The sequence below is a fragment of the Cupriavidus nantongensis genome (assembly GCF_041726985.1).
In the GTDB taxonomy this organism is placed as follows: domain Bacteria; phylum Pseudomonadota; class Gammaproteobacteria; order Burkholderiales; family Burkholderiaceae; genus Cupriavidus; species Cupriavidus nantongensis_A.
The window spans coordinates 2,411,673-2,430,360 of the sequence record NZ_CP168302.1; the positions used below are offsets into that span (position 1 = coordinate 2,411,673).

Below are 18,688 nucleotides of genomic sequence, written 5' to 3' on the forward strand. Positions count from 1 at the left end.
CTCGCGCCTGGCTTAGGCGCGCGCAGCTTCCGTGGCCACCCCTGCACGCTGGCGGCTGACCATCAACGCCATCAGCGCCGCCACCATGCAGGCTGCGCCCGCGGCGTAGAGCGCCGGGGTATAGGTCAGCAGCAGCGTACGGCTCAGGCCCGCGCCGAACGCCGCCACGGCCGCGCCGATCTGGTGTGCCGCGAAGATCCAGCCGAACACCATCGGCGCGCGCTCGCGGCCGAACGCCGTGGCCGCCAGCTTGACCGTCGGCGGCACCGTCGCGATCCAGTCGAGGCCATAGAACATCGCAAAGATCGACAGCCCGTACAGCGTGAAGGTCGAATGCGGCAGCCAGAACAGCGACAGGCCGCGCAGTGCGTAGTACCAGAACAGCAGCTTGCGGCTGTCGTAGCGGTCGGACAGCCAGCCCGACAGGATGGTGCCGACAAAATCGAACGCGCCCATCATGGCCAGCGCCGACGCCGCCGGCACCGGACCCATGCCGAAGTCACCGCACAGTGCGATGAAATGGGTCTGGATCAGGCCGTTGGTGCTCAGGCCGCAGATGAAGAAGGTGCCCGCCAGCACCCAGAACGCCTGGGTACGCGTCGCGTCGCGCAGCACACGGAACGGTCCGCTCAGCGTAAACGGCATAGGGGCCTGGGCTGCGGGCGGCACGGGCGTGGTGGCCAGGACTTCGCCGAATGCGGCAAGGCCGACATCGGCGGGCCGGCTGCGCATCAGCCCGAATACCAGCAATGCCAGCACCGCGCACGCCGCCAGCACCGGCAACACGGCCACGCGCCAGCCCATATGCTCGATCAGCCAGGCTGCCACCGGCAGGAACGCAAGCTGGCCGGTGGCGGCGCTGGCTGTCAGGATGCCCATCACCAGGCCGCGCCGTGCGCTGAACCAGCGATTGGCAACGATGGCCGCCAGCACCAGCGCGGTCAGCCCCGAGCCGACGCCCAGCATCAGACCCCACGCCACGAAGAGCTGCCACAACTCGGTCGATACCGTGGCCAGCGCCATGCCACCGGCAATCAGCGCCAGCGCGGCGCAGACCACGTTGCGCACGCCGAAGCGGTCCATCAGCAGCGCCGAGAACGGCGCCATCAGCCCGAACAGGGCAAAGCGGAATGCCAGGATCGACGAGATCTGGTCGGTGTTCCAGCCCATCTCCCGGCTCAGCGGCTGCAGGAAGGCCCCGGGCAGGCCAAGCGCGGCCGAGGTGGTGAGCATGACCAGGAAGGTCAGGGCGGCGATCAGCCACGCGTAGTGGATGCCGCGCCGGTCGAGCCGGCGGGAAAGGGCTTGCGCGAACATGGGGCTCTTGTGCTCTCGGTCTGGATGCGGTTGAAAAAGGCAAAGAAAGGGCGTCCCGCCGCTCGCTGCGGCGGGTTGCTGGTCAGGCTTTGGGAAGAGAATGGCTTGATGCTAGCCGGTGTTGCCCAGCAGGTGCGTCCGCACCGCGTTCAGCATCTCGTCGGATAGCGGATCGCCTTCAGTGGCCCGCGCCAGCGTGAGGGCGCCGACCAGCAGCGCCATGCGCACCAGTGCCTGGTCGTGGCGTTGCTTGGGATCAGCTGACGCCACGGTCTGGGCCATGTCATCGATCATCGTTCGCAGCCCCTCCGCATAGGCCTGGCGCACCGGTTTGCCGGCGGGCTCGCGTGCAACGTCTACAGCCAGCGCGGCTGCCGCGCATCCGACGCCCGGGTTGGCGCAATGCGCGGCGGTCAGGTAGGGCTCGACCAGATTGGCGAGCATGGCCTTGTGGTCGCCGCCCGCACGGTCGAGGCGGCGCTGCCAGCGCGCGGTGGATTCTTCGAACGCCCGCTTGCAGGCCTGAGCCGCCAGCGCATCCTTCGAAGCAAAGTGGCCATAGAAGCCGCCATGGGTCAGGCCTGCATCGGCCATCACCTCCGCCACGCTGACGCCATTCAGGCCGCGCTCGCGGAACAGCCGCGACGACGCCTGTTCGATCGCCTCGCGGTTCTTGTCGGTTTGCTCGCGTGATGCGCGTGCCATCTGCTGACCTCGCTGGGATTGGGCTTTCGCAAAGCTTAGATGATGTACGTCATTTATTCAATAGATGTTGGGCATCATCTAATTCCTCTCCCCGTAACGGTAATGTGCATACATATGAACCCGTCTTCAGCAAGGTGAAGGGTTTTCCCGTATCGTCTTGCCTGACGACCGCCATTCGCCCACGGTGCGCTCCTGCATCGTCGACGCCGGCCATGGCGGCAACCGGTAAAGACAGTGTCCAGCACAGCCCCTCCCCAGACCGCCTCCGCAGCAGACGCCATGACCTCGCGCGAGCGGCGCGGCATGGCAGCCATCCTCATCGCCGTCGCCCTTGCCACGCTGGATACCGCCATTGCCAACACGGCGTTGCCATCGATCGCGGCGGATCTTCGTGCAACCCCGGCCGCCTCGGTGTGGGTCATCAATGCTTATCAGCTGGCGATGGTGGCGATGCTGCTGCCGTTCGCCGCGCTGGGCGGCGTGGTTGGCCACCGGCGCATCTACCTGGGCGGTGTGCTGCTGTTCACGGCCGCGTCGGTGGTGTGCGCGCTGGCGTGGTCGCTGCCGACGCTGGCGGCGGCGCGCGTGCTGCAGGGCATCGGCGCGGCAGCCATCATGAGCGTCAACACGGCGCTGATCAGCGCGATCTTTCCCGCGCACCGGCTTGGCCGCGGGCTTGGGCTGAATGCGCTGGTGGTCGGCGTCTCGTTCGCCGTGGGGCCGACAGTGGCTTCGGTGATCCTGTCATTCGGCACATGGCCGTGGCTGTTTGCCGTCAACCTGCCGATCGGCCTGCTGGCGCTGGCGATCGGGCGCGGCTCGCTGCCGCTGACGGCGCGCAGCACGCACGGTTTCGATCGTGTGGCAGCGGCGCTCAGCGTGATTGCCTTTGCCGCGCTGATCCTCGCGCTGGGCGAGGGCGCGCAGCGCGCGCCGCTGCATCTGTCGCTGGCTGCAGCCGGTATCTTCGTGGTGGCGTTCGGGCTGCTGCTGTGGCGCGAACGCGGCCATCCGGCGCCGATGCTGCCGGTAGACCTGTTCCGGCGGCCGATGTTCGCGCTGTCGACTTTGACGGCGGTGTGTTCGTTCGCGGCGCAGGGGCTGGCCTTTGTGTCGCTGCCGTTCTACTTCCAACACGTGCTGGGGCGAGGGCAGGTGGAGACCGGCTTCCTGCTGACGCCATGGTCCGTGGTGGTGGCGCTGATCGGGCCGCTGGCCGGGCGCCTGTCCGACCGCTATCCGCCGGCCGTGCTCGGCGGCGTGGGCCTGGCCGTGCTTAGTGCCGGCATGCTGTCGCTGGCACTGCTGCCGGACAACCCTAGCACGCTCGATATCGGGATCCGCATGTGCCTGTGCGGCGCCGGGTTCGGCTTCTTCCAGTCGCCCAATCTCAAGGCCTTGATGACCAGCGCCCCGCGCGAGCGCAGCGGCGGCGCCAGCGGCGTGGTGGCCACGGCGCGGCTGCTGGGGCAGGCCACCGGGGCGGCGCTGGTGGCATTGTGCTTCGGCATCGCCGGCGACCACGGGCCGGGTCTGGCGCTGGCTTTGGGCGCGGCGTTTGCCGGCGCCGGTGCCGTGGCCAGCTGGATGCGGCTGGCGGCTGCTGCGCCGCGGTCGTAGCGGCGGGATCCGCCGCTCGCTCTTTCAGTTCAGGCGCGTGATGCGGTTGGCCGCGCCTGGACTGACCGGGGATTTCGCCCTGAAATAGCTTTCGAAGACATCGATATCGACCGGACCGGCCTGCTGGTTCGTGCCCTGCGTGAGCACCGTGAAATTATCGCCGCCGGAGGCCATGAAGTTGTTCACCGTGACGCGGTAGGTCTTTGCCGGGTCGATGGCGACGCCATTGAGCCGCAGCGAGGCCGGATCGACGCGATTGCCCTGTCCTGCGGCGGCACCGGCCGGCTTGCTTGCGTCCCAGGTATAGGTAAAGCCGCCGGAAACCTGCAGCACGCGCCCGCCCGCAGGTTGTGGGGCTTCCCATTGCTGTTCCAGCAGACGCAGGATCTGCGCGCCGGTCAGGTTCATCGTCACCATGCTGTTGCCGAAGGGCATCACGGCATAGAGCTGCCCGAACGTGGTCTGGCCATTGGTGGCGGCGTCGTACGTCAGGTTCTGGCGCAGCCCGCCGGGATTGGTGAAGGCGATCACCGCCGGCCCGAATGATGCATCCGACGTGCCGGCCAGGTAGGCGTCCGCCACCAGGCCGCCCAGTGCCGACTCGCCCGCCGCCGTCTGGGTGCGATCGATGCTCGCGGTGATGGCGCCCACCACCGCGTTCTTGATCGGCGCGGTCAGTGCCACGTAACGGCTGACCTTCGCGTCGACTGCGCTGTCCTTCGGCAGCGCCGTATAGCCGGCAGGCAGCGGGATCGGCTTGCCCTGGCTGTCCTTGATCACCAGCTCGTTGACAGCCACGCGGTTGTTCGCCAGCTTGGAGGAGATCCGGCGCGTGGCCGGATCGATGGTGATATCGATTTCCGAAGCCAGCCGGCCGTAGAAGCCCGCCTGCGTCAGCAGCTTGCCGTCCGGCCGCGTGCAGACATATTCCTGGTGCGTGTGGCCGCTGATCACGATATCCACGGCGGGATCCAGCTTGTCGACGATCGATACGACGGCACCGTTCAGTCCCGGGCAGCTCTTGTCGTTCACCGTGCCCGCCGTGGTCGCTCCGCCTTCATGCAGCAACACCACGATCGCATTGACGTTCTGCTGGCGCAGTTCCGGAATCAGCTTATTGACTGTGTCTGCCTCGGACTCGAACGTCAGGCCCGCCGTGCCCGCGGGTGTCACCACCGACGACGTGTCCTTTAGCGTCATGCCGATAAAGGCCACCTTGGCCCAGTCGAAGGTCTTGATCTGGTATGCCGGCAGCAGCGGCTTGCCGGTCGCCTGGTCGATGACATTGGCCGCCAGGTACTGGAACTTCGCCCCAGCGTAGGCGCCGTTGGTCATGCACGTATCCACGCCGACAATGCCGCGCCGGCCGTCGGCCGACCGCGGAAAGCAGCCCCCGTTCTGCAGCCGCAGCAGCTCATCGCGGCCCTTGTCGAACTCGTGATTGCCGACCGATGAAATCTCCAAGCCCATCTGGCCCAGCACATCGATGGCCGGCTCCTCATGGAACGCCCCGGAAACCAGCGGCGAAGCGCCCACCATGTCGCCGGCGGCCACCACCACGTTATTCGGATTCTTCGCCTTCAGGGTCTGGATCAGCGCGGCCAGGTATGCGGCACCGCCCGCCGAAACCCGCGTGCCAGCCGGGCTGGCGGCATCCTGTACCACCACGCTGCCGCCGGCGCTTCCAGGTTGCCGTGGAAATCATTGAGACCGATGATCTTGACCGATACCGGAGCATCCGCCACCGGAGCGGGGCTCGACGGCGCCGAGCCGCTCTCGTCATTCCCGGAACCGCAGGCAGCAACGATGCCTGCAAGAGCGAGCGCACCCAGGCTCGCGACGACATACCGTTTGCGTGTCATGTGGCCCATCCTTTGGGAAGCGGCTGCAGGCAGCCACTCTATGGGCCTATCGTGACTGCTTCATGACGCGGGGATGTCATGCCATGGCGCTAACCTGAAGCGCCATCAAAGACGCCATGCACCGAACGCCAATGCATCCCTACCTGATCGCCTGCGCACTGGCCGTGTCCACGGGCATTACCCAAGCCGCCACCACCGAATTGCCGCCAGCCGTGGCGCAGGCAAGCCGGCATGCCATGGCGGCCTGCCAGGAATACATGCATGACGACGCCGACGAATACCGCTCCTGCATCGACGCCGTCGCCCGCGAGATTCCGCGGGGGCGCAAGGATACGACGGCGCGGTTGCTCGGGCATTACTACTATGCGTGGGTCGGGGCCAATAGTTCGGCGCGTTTGTCGTTGCCGGGGGCCGAGGCGGCGGCGCGGGTTTATTTGCGGGAGTTTCGGGTCTTGCAGTGCAAGCTGGGGGTGGATGACAAGACGCTGTGCAAGGCGGTGCCGGGGGATTGTGGGCAGAGGGTGAGGGTGATTGAGAAGATGGAGCGGGAAAGGGGGCGGTGAAATGCTGGAGAAATTGCTGTGCGCGATAGTCGCATCCAGACTATTCGCTGTACGCCCGGAGCAAGTCGCGTATCCCTTCCTTGGCCAATTGGCCCGAGCCGAGCACAGCTGAAAAATCAGCCTTCCCTAGTGGACAGCGCGTGAGCAGCGCATGCAGGCTATCCTGATCGAAGGGGCGTTGCAGTGAGCGGGACTAGCCAGAGTTTTTCCGTTGTCCGGCTTCACAACGCATGTGATAGGTTTGGTCCTCGGCACCTTGAGTCGATATGGGTGCCGGATCGATAAAGAACCACGTTGTATCCATTGCCTCGGTGACAGGCGACCCCTGGGCCACCGCTTCATACGCTTCGGCCATTTCGTCATCGAATCCGGCAAAGGGATTATCTGTCTCCAGTCCGATGATACGATAGGCCGGCTGCATTGGCTGGCCGTGTACGCCGAAGGCCAAACTGAAATCTTTCGCGCCATCGAGCCATTGCTTGGGCACCCAAACTCCGCTTCGAGGGCATGCATGTCCTGGGGCGGTGGTCAAAATTTGGTCGATGGTGTGGCGAGGATAAACGGAGGGTTTAGGAAGGAGACCTTGCCTGTTTAGAAGCTCGATTGCCTCTGTGCTGTCACCGGCATGGCTGTCGTCACGGTTCAAGTAAACCTGGTCGGCACCGATATTCATTCGCTGCAGCCAAAGGCTGCCCTTGCCGCGGTTATTGTCAAGTGTGGTAGCTGCGGTGCCGCAGGCATAGATCACCTTTTGGATGGCAAGGTCCCAGCGTGATCGCTCCTCATCCGACATCCAGCCAAGCGGCTGTTCGATCATGCCGCGAAAATCGGTCGACGGTGCCTCGATCAGATCAAGGAGCGACATGTAATCGCCGCCAAGTTCAACGAACCGGATGCCTCGTCTGATGCTACTCGCATGGGAGCGATAACGTGCTACCCAGTAGTCTAGCGCTGCTGCACCGTGTACGTCGTTATCGGTGATCAGGGAGTCATAGAGGTGGGCGAAGTCCTCGCACAGGCGCGCGCAACACTCATAGTAGGCGAGCGAACTGGTTTGATACAGGAACCAAGCATCCTGGTCGAGATTTCGCTGCGCGATTGGATAGTGTTTCAGGTTGGTGGAACTCATTGAATATCGTCAGGAACGCTGGCTTGTGCGCGGGCGGGGCGTTCGCCCTTGTACCCCAGACCGCATCAGTTTCGGGACTTGCCTCGTATTCCTGAATCAATGAAGCGTCTAATCGGAGGCAAAAACCCACCGGGTCGAGCGGCCTCGATGCATAGGAAGTTTTTCGCCGGCTTGCACGACGATGCTCACGGAGAGGTCATCTTCTGGAAGCCAACGTCCCGCTTTTGGGGCGGGCTGGCCTGTTTCGAACCAAATCATGGTGCTATCCGTTTCGCTTGTCGCGGAAGAATCATCTGTAGCTCCATTTGGCTTCTGGAAGACATACTCGTCTTCCTCCGCAGGGATTGAACCATCTTCGTAGCGCGTATCCTTCCATAGCAGACGCCAGGTTACAGGTTCTGAAAGACTTTCATCCTGATGTTCGTACCTCGATGCTGGGGCTGGCGATCCCGCGTGCAAGTAGTTCATACATCCGCTGATCGGGAATGGTCCTTTGGGTTCTTCCTTTTTCTTGAATAGCGAAAATCCAACTGATTTCGGAACCTCAACAGGTTCCCATATTCCGGAATAAGGAATGGTGTTTCCGGTTGAAATGAGCAATGGTACCTTTGGGTCAGGTACATCGACTAGGAAATCGGGGAAATGCATGCTGGCGAGTTGATCTCGCAGCCAGCTGCCAAAACTATATGGTGCGGCGTCATCAAGCCATTTGCTTTCAAGTATGTCGGAACACTCTCCCCAAGCCTCCGAGAGATCTTTAAAGGTATTGAGAAAGCTAGTCGCCCCAGGACTGCTAGGCTCCTCGATCGCTGGTTGTTCTCGCCAATCAACACGAACCAGGTAATTTCCCCAATACGATCGAGGCCGATCTGCCAGTGCAAGGAGGCCGTTAACGTCATATTTAAATACTAGCTTGTCTCCAGCTTTAAGTCGGAGTACCGCATCCTCAAAGTGGGCGAGCCCTTCCAGGGCGTCGATATAGTGAGATTCGGTAATTTGTGAAGAATGCTCCTTACCCAATTCACTAGCCAGTTTTCTACATTTTTCGATGGCGAGCGTCCAGGCCTCGTAGTATTCAAGAATGCGTTTCCATGCTGTGTATGAACTGATTCGCTTGAGCCAATGAAATATTTTTCGACGCTCATCGTCGTTTGGTAGATGGATGTTATTGACGGAGCTCGGTTTCATGGTTTCACCAATACTTGCCGGTTTTCTTTCGTTGCTTTCTCGCGTGCACCAAGCCGCAAGGTCTGAACTGTACCTTGTCCCAAAGGTGACTTGTATCCCCAGACACCGTTTGCGTCCGTCCATCCGGTGGGAGCTATGCGAAAGGTCAGGCCACTGACCTCGTCTGTCCACGTCGCTGCTTTTCCGGTCGCAATGACCTTTTTTCCAAGTGCTTCCAGCGCGTCGGACACCTTCTTGTCGAGGAAGAAGAATGCCTGAGTTGCCCCTCCGGGAAGGTATTGACCGGGTAGCATCTCGCCAGTCTGCTCCGCAACGGTCCCGACTACTGCCTTGGGCCCGGTCTTCCCGTTCACACTTCCAGTAACGAAGAACCCATCACGGTTGAATTCATCCAAGACGGCTGCTCGTTCGCGCCATTCCTTTGCCGACTTCGGTGGTGAGCCAAGTCCCCACCAGGCCCCGCCGGGGAAGGTCTCATTAATTTTCTTGCCGTGAGTGGTGCCCTCGGGGCCAAAGAATCGGAATATTCTCTCGCCCTGCTTCAGTTCACGATTGACCAACTTTCCGCTATAAGCTCGAATGGCGGGATAGAATTTACCGTCAGGTGAGGTTCGGGCGGTAAGGTCCGGATATCCAGGCGCTGGCCGATACTTGCTTCTCCAAGTTCCCGGATCGCGAACGAGAGCTTCGTTTTGCTTCCAGCCTCCCCTGGCGGAGCGCACAGGCAGCGATCCATTTTCAACCAATCTCGCCTCATCGGCCCGAGTAATGACCCGCTGCCCTGTGGCCACCTGATGCATCGTTTTTCGACTAGTCGACTCGCCACCCGATCTAATATAGGCTTGGACCTCCCTTAGATATTGATCCAATTCCTTGATAGCCTTAGGAATCATTTCGTTTCCCTTGGCTTTGAGTTGTAGCAGTCCACTGCGCAGACCATCGATTCGTCGTAACAAGACCGCCGGGATCGCTGTGCCGGCCTTGTTCTTAATCTGACCGAGTACCTTATACAAGTTGTTCATCAATGCCGCGAATCGTTCCATGATCGCTGCCTGATGATCCGCAAAACGCAGCTTTAGCAGCCACCGTTCAGCATTCTTGACACCTATCCGGTTCAGGAAAGCAATGATTTCATTAGCGCCTTCAAGCAGCTTAGCGGCTCGCGCAGCGCCCTTCAGCGCAGCGGCTTCCTTGCAGACTTTGATGAGAATGCGGCCGACGCCCTTGATGACACCACCGAATACAGGAATCAAGGCAACGACAAGAACAACGAGCAGCACCCACTCCCAGACACTTTCCCGCTTCTCCGGCTTGTCGACCATGCCAATAACGACGGCGATAATATCGCGAACGGCGGTCACATCGCCAACAAGCGGGATCATGCCGATTACGGCATCTACGATGATTTGGGAAAAACTTGCCTTCTCATTGAAGGCGCCCTGGACCGTACCCCAGGTCCAACTGCCGACGTCGGCGCAGATGGCACGGAAGCGACTCCAGGTGAGGCCACCCGGTGGCGTTGTGTTTGCAGCTGAAGGCATTTTTTCTTGCTTCTGGAGTAGGCTAAGCGGACGTTGCTTCCGGATCCGTCTCAGTGGACAGGTATTTGTCCACCAGGCTGGCTAACTTGGCTTCCGTCGGATTAGGGTCGTGGCCGGGCGTCGGTGTCTTGTCTTTGCGTTCGAAGGCGCCTGGCATCGGGCCGAAGCTGACCTGCACGGGCCCCGGAGGAATGCCTTCAATGACGGCGCGTCCCTGCGCATCGAGTGTTCCCTGACGTTCAGAGCCGTCAGCCAACTTCGCAAAGTATTGGGCGCCTGCAAGGCCTTCGTCGTCGTGATATCGGTGATCAAGCATTAGCGTCGAGGGCGACATCGCCCCCACCGGCAGCGCCGCCAACTCCGCCGGATTCCCCCCACCCCCCACCAACGGATGCCCAGCCCCCTTCACCGACAACAACCCCGGCGTCTCAAACGTAATCGCATTCCCATCCAGCACGATCCGCGACGAGCCACCGTGCAGCACCACTTTCTTCTGCGCCAGCACCTCGATGCCGTCAGTCGATGAAGTCACCGTCACGGCCTTGTCCGCCATGACTGCCAGCGCATCGGTATGGGCCTGGATGGAAACCGGTCCGCCGGCCGCAATGGCGCGAATCCCGTTGTTCTGGCTGAACAGGCTCACGCCCTTGGCCGCGGCCGCGGCGACTGTGTTGCCGGCGCCGACATGCCAGTCGGCCTGTGCCAAGCCCAACAGGTGGCGTCCGGCAAAGATGCTGGTGGTGGCCTGCGTGGCCAGTGCAATCGAGCTCGGCGATTCCGCGACGAGCCACGGTTGTCCGAAGCGCTCGGCGGCGGTGCCGGTATCGGGTCGCTTGGCGTCCTGCTCGTTGACGCGGTCCGGATAGCTGCCGTCCTGCTGCGGGTCGATGGCCCTGGTCAGCGGTTCGAAAGCGGCGACGGCTCCCAGCGGCAGCGCCTGCTGCGAGGTGGCGGCATCGGACAGGCGCTGGGCGGTACGCTCGGCGGCCGTGATCTGGCCGCGGGCTTCGCGGATGTCGAGCATGGTGCCGGCGGCCCTGGCCTGGACCGTGGTCGACAGCAGCAAGCCGTTGCCGGCGCGCACGATGGCCCAGGCGTCGGTGCGCAGTTCGGCGCCGGTGCCGCGCCAGGCGCCGCGTTCACCGCTGGCGGGGGCCTGCGCGATGACGTAGCCAAGGTTGAGCTGGGTGTCGGCGGCGGAGCTTGCGAGGCGCATGCGCAGCTGGCCGGTGTTGTCGTCGACTACCCACTGGTTGTAGCCGCCGTCGCCCAGGTTGTGCGAATGCCAGCCGGACAGCGCAGTGTTCAGCGGGGCCTCGGTGGCGGGCCAGGGCAGGGCGTCCTGTTCGTTGTGCAGTTGCGCCACCACCATCGGGCGGTCGATGTTGCCATCGAGGTAGGTCAGCATGACCTCGGTGCCGGCACGAGGCAGGTGATGCACGCCCCAATTCGGACCGGCCGCGGCGGTGGCCACGCGCACCCAGGCGGTGACCTGGGTCAGGTCGTCCTGGGCCGGGTCGGCGGCGGTGTCGGCCTTGGGGTCGGCCATTGGCGCGCGCAGCCAGGGCAGGCGCACGCGCACGCGGTGATCGCGCTCGGTGGTCAGCGGGGCGCCGCCTTCGGCGATGACGACGGCTGGCTGCCCTTCCGGCGCGGTGGGCTTGGGCAAGTACGCCGGCACGATCGGGGCGTCGGCGCGCACCGCTTCGAAGCGGTTGCGGTAGCTGCCGGCTTCGATGTCGGACAGGCCCAGCAGCAGCGCTACCTCGGCCCCCAGGTTGTTGGCCGCTTCATGGCGCACGGCCAGCGTGACGAACTCGTTCGAGGCGGTGTCGAAGTGCCCGGTCAGCGTGAAGCGTTCGCCGGCGCCCAGGGCGCGGACGCTGCCTTCGCCTTCGTAGCGCAGGTAGCGGCTTTCATGGGCTTGCGCGCGCAACTGTGCGGCGCGGCGAGCGGCGTCGGCGTCGGGGAAGCGGTAGGTGCCCCGCGTTTCGAAGGACTCCAGCGTGGGCCATTCGCCCAGGCTTTCGCTGCCGGCGTCGGCGGCGGTCGCCGCCAGGGACTTGTAGTCCCACGAGGCGACGGTGACGGCGTTGGTGCCAGCGGCTGCCTGCAGTGACCAATGGTCGATGGCGTCTTCGCGCTCGGTGGCGTCGCTGCGGTGGAAGCGGATGCTGGGCTGCGCGCAGGCGGGGCGTTCGGCCTGGTTGTCGAAGATCACCAGGCAATGGCGGGACTGGGCCTTGTCATCCTGGCTGGATTGTTCGGCGTCGTCCTGCTGATGCTCGAAGCGATAGGAGAGGCCTTCTTCCGCCAGCAGCCGCGTGACAAAGGCAAGATCCGTTTCGCGATACTGGCAGCAGACCGAGCGCTTGCGCAGCGGCTGGCTCACCACCATGCGGAATTGGGCCAGCGGGTAGTCATCCAGCACGTCTTCGATGATCTCCAGCGCGGTCTTGTCCTGGTAGACATAGCAATCGGTGCGCGCGCGCAGGCGATCGAACCAGGTGCCCACCGTCAGCCGGTAGCGCGCCAGGCCACCGTCGCCGCCGATGGCCGCGCAGGTCTGCACATAGCCGTGCCAGGCGCGGCGGGTGCCGTCGGCAAGCATCAGCCGCAGCGTGATTTCCTCGGCGGCCAGGCGGGCGGTGTCCAGGTGTGCCGACGGGCTAAGGCAGTCGATCTGCAGCTGGAACGGTGTGCAGACACCCTCGTGCGCGACGAAGCGCTCCACTACCAGGTCGTCGGCGGTAAGCGACGTCTCCAGCGTGATCTGGCGCGTGCGCTGGCCCAGCAGCCCGGACAGGGCGGCCATCGCGGATGACGGATATGAGGACAAGGGCTTCATCGGAGCGGGCTCGCGCTAGAGGGTTCGGCATGCGGGCCTGGATGCGGCAGGACCGCCTTCGATGGCATCAACGCGGCATCAGGGCAGCGAGATGGTCAGGTGCGAATAACGCGGGCCCAGCTTGATCACCTGCGAGTAGCCCTGCAGCGTATCGCTGGTCTGCGAGCGCAGCGTGGTCGACAGCCCCAGGAAGGCCAGCAGTGCGATCAGTGCAAAGACCGCGCCGAAAATCCACAACGGGGTTTCGCGCTTGAGTGCGTGCGAGATCTTGTCCGGGATCGGCCATTGCGGCGCAAAGGCGGCCCGCTTGCCCTTGATCGCCGAGATCTCGTCGCCCAGCCGCGCGGTCAGGTAAGCCAGTTTCTCTGGCCCTTCCAGGATGTACTTGCCGCGGAACCCCAGCAGCAGGCACATGTGGAAGACTTCCAGCGCCTGCAGGCGCGGCGCGCCATGCGCGCGCAGTTCTTCCAGCTTGGTGAAAAAGCCTTCGCCGGCCAGTTGCTCGCCGAACAGCACCAGTTGCAGCGGCCGCCGCTCCCACGTGCTGCGGATGCTGAAGTTCGACGCCAGGATGGTCTCGTCGATGGCGGCGCAGAACGCGTACTTGGCATCGAAGATGTCTTCGGCCGCCACGTTAAGCCGCTTGGCGCCGCGCTCGAAGTCATCGAGGAAGTCGCGCACCTTCTGCAGGAACTCTTCGGCGCTGCCGGGCTGCTGCCCATTGCGCAGCAGGAACAGCATGAAAAAGCCATCGTAGAGCAGGTCCAGCAGCGTGCGGGCGTGCATGGCGCCGTCGGCGGAGCCCGCAGCAGCAGGAGAGGGCTGGCCGGACGGCGAAGCGCCGAACAGCGAAGGCGTGGAGGTAGCGCTCATGCGGTCACCGCGATCAGTTCTAGTTTGAGTTCCCGGATGCCGGCCGGGGTGTAGATGGTGATGGTCTGGGCCTGCAGCATGCGGTCGTACAGCGCGCCGCGCGCTTCGACCGCGAAATAGCACGCGCCCGGACGCACCGGGATCGCGGGCGGCACCTGCGGCGTGTAGGTCAACGGCACGCCCGGCATTGATGAAAGGACCAGCTTGTCCACATCGTCGGGCGCGCCGACCTTGAAGCGGCTGGGGATGGCCTCGACCAGCTCGGCCACGGGCATGTCCGCGCTGACCGACAGGTAGAAGCTGGTCTTGTCGTCGATCTTGCCCGAATCCAGCCGCCCCAGATGGAACGAGGGACGGGTCTCGTCCAGCGCGATCGAGAAGTAGCGCGTGGAGATAACGGTATCGAGCAGGTCGCGGATGATGCTGTCCAGGCGCGCAAAGACCGGGCCCGGACTGTCGTGGTCATAGACCGGCAGATCGGCCAGCGTGTGGCTCTTGGAGAAGGTCATCAGCGCGCCGGCCAGGCGCAGCATCTCCTGGAACAACCGCTCGGGATGCAGTTCGGGATGGTGGAACAGGTGTGCCAGCGCAGCGAAAGAGGCGTTGGCGGTGTGCAGCAGCCAGAACGACGCGATGTCGCCCGAGCGGAACTCGATAATGTTCTTGGTGGGTTCGCGATGGAAGCCGTACAGCGCATTGACCTTGGCCTGCAGCGCATCGATCAGCCGTCGCAGGCGCAGGTACAGCACGGCCGATGCATTGATCGACAGGCTGGGGGCGACAAAAGTCTCGTCTAGCTCGAAGCCGCCGGTCGCGGTACGCCGGATGCGCACGACCGGCAGAGAGATGAACTGGTCGCGCGGCTCGGTCTCGGCCACCAGCCGCACGGCCTTCTTCAGGTAGGTGATGGCTGCCGGTTCCGCTTCGGTGAAGAGATCCGACGTTTCGCTTTGCAGACCGACATAGCGGGACGACAGCGATCCTTCCACGTCATCGCGGTAGTTCCCGCCGGCATCATGCAGCGGCTGCAGGGCCAGGTAGAAGGTCAGTTCCGAAGTACCGGCGGGAATCGCGTCCAGCACCACCGGCGGTGGCAGTTCATCGGCCTGGGGCGCGGAATACAGCTCGCCGTCGGGAAAGAATAGCGACAGCTCGGTCACGCGCAGCACTCCGCTGGCCAGCGCGTCCGTGTCAAAACTGGCGTTGCGCACGCCCCAACCGTAGGGCTGGATCACTTGCGCGGTGGCGTGCAGGCGCGACTCATGGTACGCGTCCTGCCGCTGGAAATGCTGGGGCCGCAGAAACAGGCCTTCGCCCCACAGAATCTTGGCGGAATAACTCACGGTTGCCTTTGTTGTCCTTGTTGGTGCCGGGTCGGCTACGTCAGGTGCGGCAGCCGGCTGCCGAGACCAGGTTCAGGTTGCTGCTGGACGCGGCGCCCGCCGGCGTGATGGCATCGCCAACCGTCAGCGTCATGGCGCAGGCGTGCAGGCCAATGGTCACGCCGGACTTCTCGCTCCTGGCGCTGTCGAAGGCGAATTTCCAGCGCTGCGGGGCAGGGCTGCGAAACAGCGCCACCACGCCGAAGGTGCCCGCCTCGCGCGTGATCTTTTCCACGATTTCATAGCGCTGGCCGGGAATTAGAGTCATCTCTCTAACTTGTACGAGATCGGCGCCCAGTGTCTTCTGCTCTCGTTGCGGGTCGATGAAGGTATCGAACGGCGCCTGCAGGAAGCTGGTGGGATCCTTCAGTTTGTAGAGCCGCACCACGATGGCGGCCGGCCGGTTATCGGCTGCCGCATTCAGGTTGTTGCCGGCGTACAGCTTCAGCGGGACTTCGCGCGGCGGCTTCTGGGATTCCGGCAGGTTGGACGGCTTGAGGCCAACAGCCTCCAGCGCCCCGCTGGCTGCGCCCGCCAGCAGCGTGCCGCCGACCGAGCAGCCTGTCAGCGCCGCTACACAAACCGCCGCAGCCAGGCCTGCGCCCAGCCTGGCGCGCTGGCACATGGCGTAGCTGCGCGGCGCATGAGCGGCAGGCGCGCGGTACGGCTCCAGACTGAATTCAATTTGGCGCATGACAGAAGTAAGAACTATCTAACTCAGCAGACGGAGACTTATCCGACAAAACGGTAGAGAACTACCAAAAAGTACTAATGCTGACAATATCCGCCGATCTGTTGTCAGCCGTAAGCGGCAGAGTGTACTATTCCGGCCAATTCGGGTTCAACACAGTTCTGACATTATTGGCATTTGGCACTTTTCCCCAGACGGATCTTGCCAGGGCCAGGCCCGAATCGCCCCGCAGCAATCTTGAACTTTCACAGAGACTCGCCGTGAACGACTACAAGCCCAAGTCAGGAATCCATCGCACCCTGGTGATGCTGGCCAGCACCGCCGTGCTGCTCGCCGGCTGTGCAACCTCCAACCCGGGGCCGCAGAGCGATGAGTCGTTCAAGCAGAGCATGTCCGAGGCCGAAGCGGCCCTGGCCAGCGGACAGCGCGAGCAGGCCATCAGCCTGTTCGAGCAGATCGCCAAGAACAATCCGACGCGCGAAGAACCATGGTCGCGCATGGCGCAAATCGAGTTTGGTGCCGAGCACTATCCGCAGGCGATCGTCGCGGCCGAAGAAGCGCTGCAGCGCGACGCCACTGACCGCAAGGCCAAGAGCGTGCTGGCGGTCAGCGGCCTGCGCGTGGCGCGCCGCTCGCTGCAGGAACTGCGCGCCGACAGCGCCCTGGCTGGCGACGTCCGCTCCGACGCCCAGTTGCTGGCCCAGATGCTGCGCGACACGCTGGGCGAGCAAGTGCTGTTCCCCCGCGACAAGAATGCAGCGCCCGTGGCCAAGCCGGTGCCGCGCCGCCGTGCCGCGCCTGCCAAGCCGACCGCCGCCGCGGCGCAGCCGGCACAGCCCGCAGCTTCGGGCGGCGGCAGCGCAGACCCGTTCGGCGCCCTGCGCTGATTCCCAGACCGGATTCCGCCAGATCGGAGAGTAGTGATGGCCAAGAAAGAAAGTGTCCAGAAGCGCCTGCAGAAGGTGCGTCCCCCCCGTGTGCAACTGACGTATGACGTCGAGAAGGGCGATGCCATCGAGCAGAAGGAACTGCCGTTTGTCGTGGGCGTGGTGGCTGACCTGTCGGGCCAGTCGGAAGTGGCGCAGCCCAAGCTGCGCGACCGCAAGTTCGTCAATATCGACCGCGACAACTTCGACGACGTGATGGCCGGCATCGAGCCGCGCGCGGCGTTCCAGGTGCCCAACACGCTTTCCGAGGAAGGCGGCAAGTTTGGCGTGGACCTGAAGTTCCATTCCCTCGAAGACTTCAATCCGGAAGCCGTGGTCGAGCAGATCGAGCCGCTGCGCAAGCTGCTCGAAGCCCGCTCCAAGCTGGCCGACCTGCGCAACAAGCTGGCTGGCAACGACAAGCTGGAAGACCTGCTCTCCGAAGTGCTGACCAATACCGAGTCGCTGCAAAAGCTCGGTGCCAATGCCAGGAACGGTGGCGACGATGCTTGATAACCAATCCGCTGCAGTGGCCCAGCCCGGCGCGGCTGTCGGCACGTTGAACCTGCTCGACGAGATCGTCGAGCAAAGCAAGGTGGCGAAGTCGGATTCCGAGCATGCGCGCGCCAAGGACATCATCGGCGAGCTGGTCACCCAGGTGCTGGACGGCACCGTGGTGGTGTCCGACAACCTGTCGGCGACGCTGGATGCGCGCGTGGCCGAGCTGGATCGCCTGATCTCGGCCCAGCTGAGCGCCGTGATGCATGCGCCGGAGTTCCAGAAGCTGGAGAGCACGTGGCGCGGCCTGTCGTACCTGGTCAAGGAAACGCAGACCGGCACGATGATCAAGATCAAGGCCTTGAACGCGACCAAGCGCGACCTGGTGCGTGACTTCAAGACCGCGATCGACTTCGACCAGAGCGCGCTGTTCAAGAAGGTCTACGAAGAAGAGTTCGGCACCTTTGGCGGCGCCCCGTTCGGCGCGCTGATCGGCGACTACGAGATTACGCGCCAGCCCGAGGACGTGTATTTCATCGAGCAGATGTCGCACGTGGCGTCGGCCTCGCACGCACCGTTCATTGCGTCGGCGTCGCCCGAGCTGCTCGGCCTGGAGACGTTCGCCGATCTCGGCAAGCCGCGCGATCTGGCCAAGGTGTTCGACACCGTCGAATATGCCAAGTGGAAGTCGTTCCGCGAATCCGAGGATTCGCGCTACGTCGGCCTGACCATGCCGCGCTTCCTGGGGCGCCTGCCGTACAACCCGAAGGACGGCACCACGGTCGAGGGCTTCAATTTCGTCGAGGACGTGGACGGCACCGATCATGGCAAATATCTGTGGTGCAACGCCGCCTGGGCCTTCGGCGCGCGTCTGACCGCAGCCTTTGAAGATTTTGGCTGGTGCGCAGCCATCCGCGGCGTCGAAGGCGGCGGCCTGGTCGAGGACCTGCCGACGCATACCTTCAAGACCGACGATGGCGAGATCGCACTCAAGTGCCCGACCGAGATCGCCATCACCGATCGCCGCGAGAAGGAGTTGAGCGACCTCGGCTTCATCCCGCTGGTGCACTGCAAGAACTCGGACTATGCCGCGTTCTTCGCCGCCCAATCGGTGCAGAAGCCCAAGAAGTACAACACTGACAGCGCCAACGCCAATGCCGTGCTGTCGGCTCAGCTGCAGTACATCTTCTCGGTGTCGCGCGTGGCGCATTACCTGAAGGCCATGATGCGGGACAAGATCGGCAGCTTTGCTTCAGCGCAGAACGTGGAGAGCTTCCTGAACCGCTGGATCTCGCAATACGTTCTGCTGGACGACAACGCCAGCCAGGAGCAGAAGGCTCAGTTCCCCCTGCGGGAAGCCTCGATCCAGGTGTCGGAGGTACCCGGCAAGCCGGGCACCTACCGCTCCGTCGCCTTCCTGCGCCCGCACTTCCAGCTTGATGAACTTTCGATCTCGCTGCGGCTGGTTGCGGATTTGCCGAAAGCGGCAAACTCCTGACCGTGATCCCTGCGGGGGAATGCGGGCGCAGTACCTAGCAATGCCAG

The 18,688-nt window shown here is 63.6% G+C and carries 16 protein-coding genes; 5 read left to right on the forward strand and 11 right to left on the reverse strand.

The annotated features are described in order from the left end of the window. Positions 1-12: 12 nt before the first annotated feature. Together ACEI37_RS10605 and ACEI37_RS10610 are read right to left on the reverse strand one after the other, a co-directional pair. Positions 13-1,317, reverse strand: coding sequence for an MFS transporter (locus tag ACEI37_RS10605; RefSeq protein WP_373376664.1), 1,305 nt, complete (start codon positions 1,315-1,317; stop codon positions 13-15). Between the two features lie 111 nt (positions 1,318-1,428). After that, entirely contained in the window at positions 1,429-2,022 is a 594-nt protein-coding gene (locus ACEI37_RS10610; protein ID WP_373376665.1) for a TetR/AcrR family transcriptional regulator, read from the reverse strand. Positions 2,023-2,301: 279 nt separating this feature from the next. On the opposite strand from ACEI37_RS10610, the gene ACEI37_RS10615 reads away from it, so the two are divergent. After that, a complete protein-coding gene (locus tag ACEI37_RS10615; protein WP_373376666.1) occupies positions 2,302-3,642 on the forward strand; it encodes an MFS transporter in 1,341 nt (446 codons plus the stop codon). A gap of 24 nt (positions 3,643-3,666) precedes the next feature. On the opposite strand, the gene ACEI37_RS10620 is transcribed toward ACEI37_RS10615, so the two are convergent. Both ACEI37_RS10620 and ACEI37_RS10625 read right to left on the reverse strand, forming a co-directional pair. Then, positions 3,667-5,310: a bifunctional UDP-sugar hydrolase/5'-nucleotidase gene (locus ACEI37_RS10620; RefSeq protein ID WP_373376667.1), complete on the reverse strand. Its 1,644-nt coding sequence runs from the start codon at positions 5,308-5,310 to the stop codon at positions 3,667-3,669. Further along, complete coding sequence (locus ACEI37_RS10625; RefSeq protein ID WP_373376668.1) at positions 5,235-5,504, reverse strand: hypothetical protein; 270 nt, start codon at positions 5,502-5,504, stop codon at positions 5,235-5,237. Before ACEI37_RS10625 ends, ACEI37_RS10620 begins: the two co-directional genes overlap by 76 nt. 131 nt (positions 5,505-5,635) lie before the next feature. Between ACEI37_RS10625 and ACEI37_RS10630 the strand changes: the two genes are divergently transcribed. Beyond that, positions 5,636-6,067, forward strand: a complete 432-nt coding sequence (locus ACEI37_RS10630) for a hypothetical protein (protein ID WP_373376669.1) — start codon at positions 5,636-5,638, stop codon at positions 6,065-6,067. A 193-nt stretch (positions 6,068-6,260) separates the two neighbouring features. Here the strand turns inward: ACEI37_RS10630 and ACEI37_RS10635 are convergent, their stop codons facing one another. From ACEI37_RS10635 to tssJ, 7 genes are all read right to left on the reverse strand, one after another. Beyond that, entirely contained in the window at positions 6,261-7,196 is a 936-nt protein-coding gene (locus ACEI37_RS10635; RefSeq protein ID WP_373376670.1) for a hypothetical protein, read from the reverse strand. Between the two features lie 108 nt (positions 7,197-7,304). After that, complete coding sequence (locus tag ACEI37_RS10640; RefSeq protein ID WP_373376671.1) at positions 7,305-8,384, reverse strand: Imm71 family immunity protein; 1,080 nt, start codon at positions 8,382-8,384, stop codon at positions 7,305-7,307. Continuing rightward, positions 8,381-9,925, reverse strand: coding sequence for a hypothetical protein (locus tag ACEI37_RS10645; protein ID WP_373376672.1), 1,545 nt, complete (start codon positions 9,923-9,925; stop codon positions 8,381-8,383). The genes ACEI37_RS10640 and ACEI37_RS10645 overlap by 4 nt, the downstream gene beginning before the upstream one ends. Positions 9,926-9,947: 22 nt before the next feature. Beyond that, positions 9,948-12,773 carry a type VI secretion system Vgr family protein gene (locus tag ACEI37_RS10650; protein ID WP_373376673.1) on the reverse strand — a complete coding sequence of 942 codons (2,826 nt, stop codon included), beginning with the start codon at positions 12,771-12,773 and terminating at the stop codon, positions 9,948-9,950. A gap of 78 nt (positions 12,774-12,851) precedes the next feature. Beyond that, complete coding sequence (gene icmH, locus ACEI37_RS10655) at positions 12,852-13,646, reverse strand: type IVB secretion system protein IcmH/DotU (protein ID WP_373376674.1); 795 nt, start codon at positions 13,644-13,646, stop codon at positions 12,852-12,854. Continuing rightward, positions 13,643-14,989, reverse strand: a complete 1,347-nt coding sequence (gene tssK, locus ACEI37_RS10660; protein ID WP_373376675.1) for a type VI secretion system baseplate subunit TssK — start codon at positions 14,987-14,989, stop codon at positions 13,643-13,645. Before tssK ends, icmH begins: the two co-directional genes overlap by 4 nt. A gap of 40 nt (positions 14,990-15,029) precedes the next feature. Continuing rightward, positions 15,030-15,722, reverse strand: coding sequence for a type VI secretion system lipoprotein TssJ (gene tssJ, locus ACEI37_RS10665; RefSeq protein ID WP_373376676.1), 693 nt, complete (start codon positions 15,720-15,722; stop codon positions 15,030-15,032). Between the two features lie 302 nt (positions 15,723-16,024). Here tssJ and ACEI37_RS10670 point away from each other — a divergent pair, with 302 nt between their 5' ends. From ACEI37_RS10670 to tssC, 3 genes are read left to right on the forward strand one after another with little or no spacing between them, the layout of a single operon-like run. Further along, on the forward strand, positions 16,025-16,606 hold the full coding sequence (locus ACEI37_RS10670; protein ID WP_373377759.1) for a tetratricopeptide repeat protein: 582 nt from the start codon (positions 16,025-16,027) through the stop codon (positions 16,604-16,606). A 36-nt stretch (positions 16,607-16,642) separates the two neighbouring features. Then, positions 16,643-17,158 carry a type VI secretion system contractile sheath small subunit gene (gene tssB, locus ACEI37_RS10675; protein ID WP_012355842.1) on the forward strand — a complete coding sequence of 172 codons (516 nt, stop codon included), beginning with the start codon at positions 16,643-16,645 and terminating at the stop codon, positions 17,156-17,158. Next, positions 17,151-18,641: a type VI secretion system contractile sheath large subunit gene (tssC, locus tag ACEI37_RS10680; protein WP_373376677.1), complete on the forward strand. Its 1,491-nt coding sequence runs from the start codon at positions 17,151-17,153 to the stop codon at positions 18,639-18,641. The genes tssB and tssC overlap by 8 nt, the downstream gene beginning before the upstream one ends. The last annotated feature ends 47 nt before the right edge of the window (positions 18,642-18,688 follow it).

Bases quoted from the DNA above. Each gene is read 5' to 3' on its own strand.
- ACEI37_RS10605 (WP_373376664.1), bottom strand. From the start codon at position 1,317: ATGTTCGCGCAAGCCCTTTCCCGCCGGCTCGACCGGCGCGGCATCCAC.
- ACEI37_RS10610 (WP_373376665.1), bottom strand. From the start codon at position 2,022: ATGGCACGCGCATCACGCGAGCAAACCGACAAGAACCGCGAGGCGATC.
- ACEI37_RS10615 (WP_373376666.1), top strand. From the start codon at position 2,302: ATGACCTCGCGCGAGCGGCGCGGCATGGCAGCCATCCTCATCGCCGTC.
- ACEI37_RS10625 (WP_373376668.1), bottom strand. From the start codon at position 5,504: ATGACACGCAAACGGTATGTCGTCGCGAGCCTGGGTGCGCTCGCTCTT.
- ACEI37_RS10630 (WP_373376669.1), top strand. From the start codon at position 5,636: ATGCATCCCTACCTGATCGCCTGCGCACTGGCCGTGTCCACGGGCATT.
- ACEI37_RS10635 (WP_373376670.1), bottom strand. From the start codon at position 7,196: ATGAGTTCCACCAACCTGAAACACTATCCAATCGCGCAGCGAAATCTC.
- ACEI37_RS10640 (WP_373376671.1), bottom strand. From the start codon at position 8,384: ATGAAACCGAGCTCCGTCAATAACATCCATCTACCAAACGACGATGAG.
- ACEI37_RS10645 (WP_373376672.1), bottom strand. From the start codon at position 9,925: ATGCCTTCAGCTGCAAACACAACGCCACCGGGTGGCCTCACCTGGAGT.
- ACEI37_RS10650 (WP_373376673.1), bottom strand. From the start codon at position 12,773: ATGAAGCCCTTGTCCTCATATCCGTCATCCGCGATGGCCGCCCTGTCC.
- icmH (WP_373376674.1), bottom strand. From the start codon at position 13,646: ATGAGCGCTACCTCCACGCCTTCGCTGTTCGGCGCTTCGCCGTCCGGC.
- tssJ (WP_373376676.1), bottom strand. From the start codon at position 15,722: ATGCGCCAAATTGAATTCAGTCTGGAGCCGTACCGCGCGCCTGCCGCT.
- ACEI37_RS10670 (WP_373377759.1), top strand. From the start codon at position 16,025: ATGCTGGCCAGCACCGCCGTGCTGCTCGCCGGCTGTGCAACCTCCAAC.
- tssB (WP_012355842.1), top strand. From the start codon at position 16,643: ATGGCCAAGAAAGAAAGTGTCCAGAAGCGCCTGCAGAAGGTGCGTCCC.
- tssC (WP_373376677.1), top strand. From the start codon at position 17,151: ATGCTTGATAACCAATCCGCTGCAGTGGCCCAGCCCGGCGCGGCTGTC.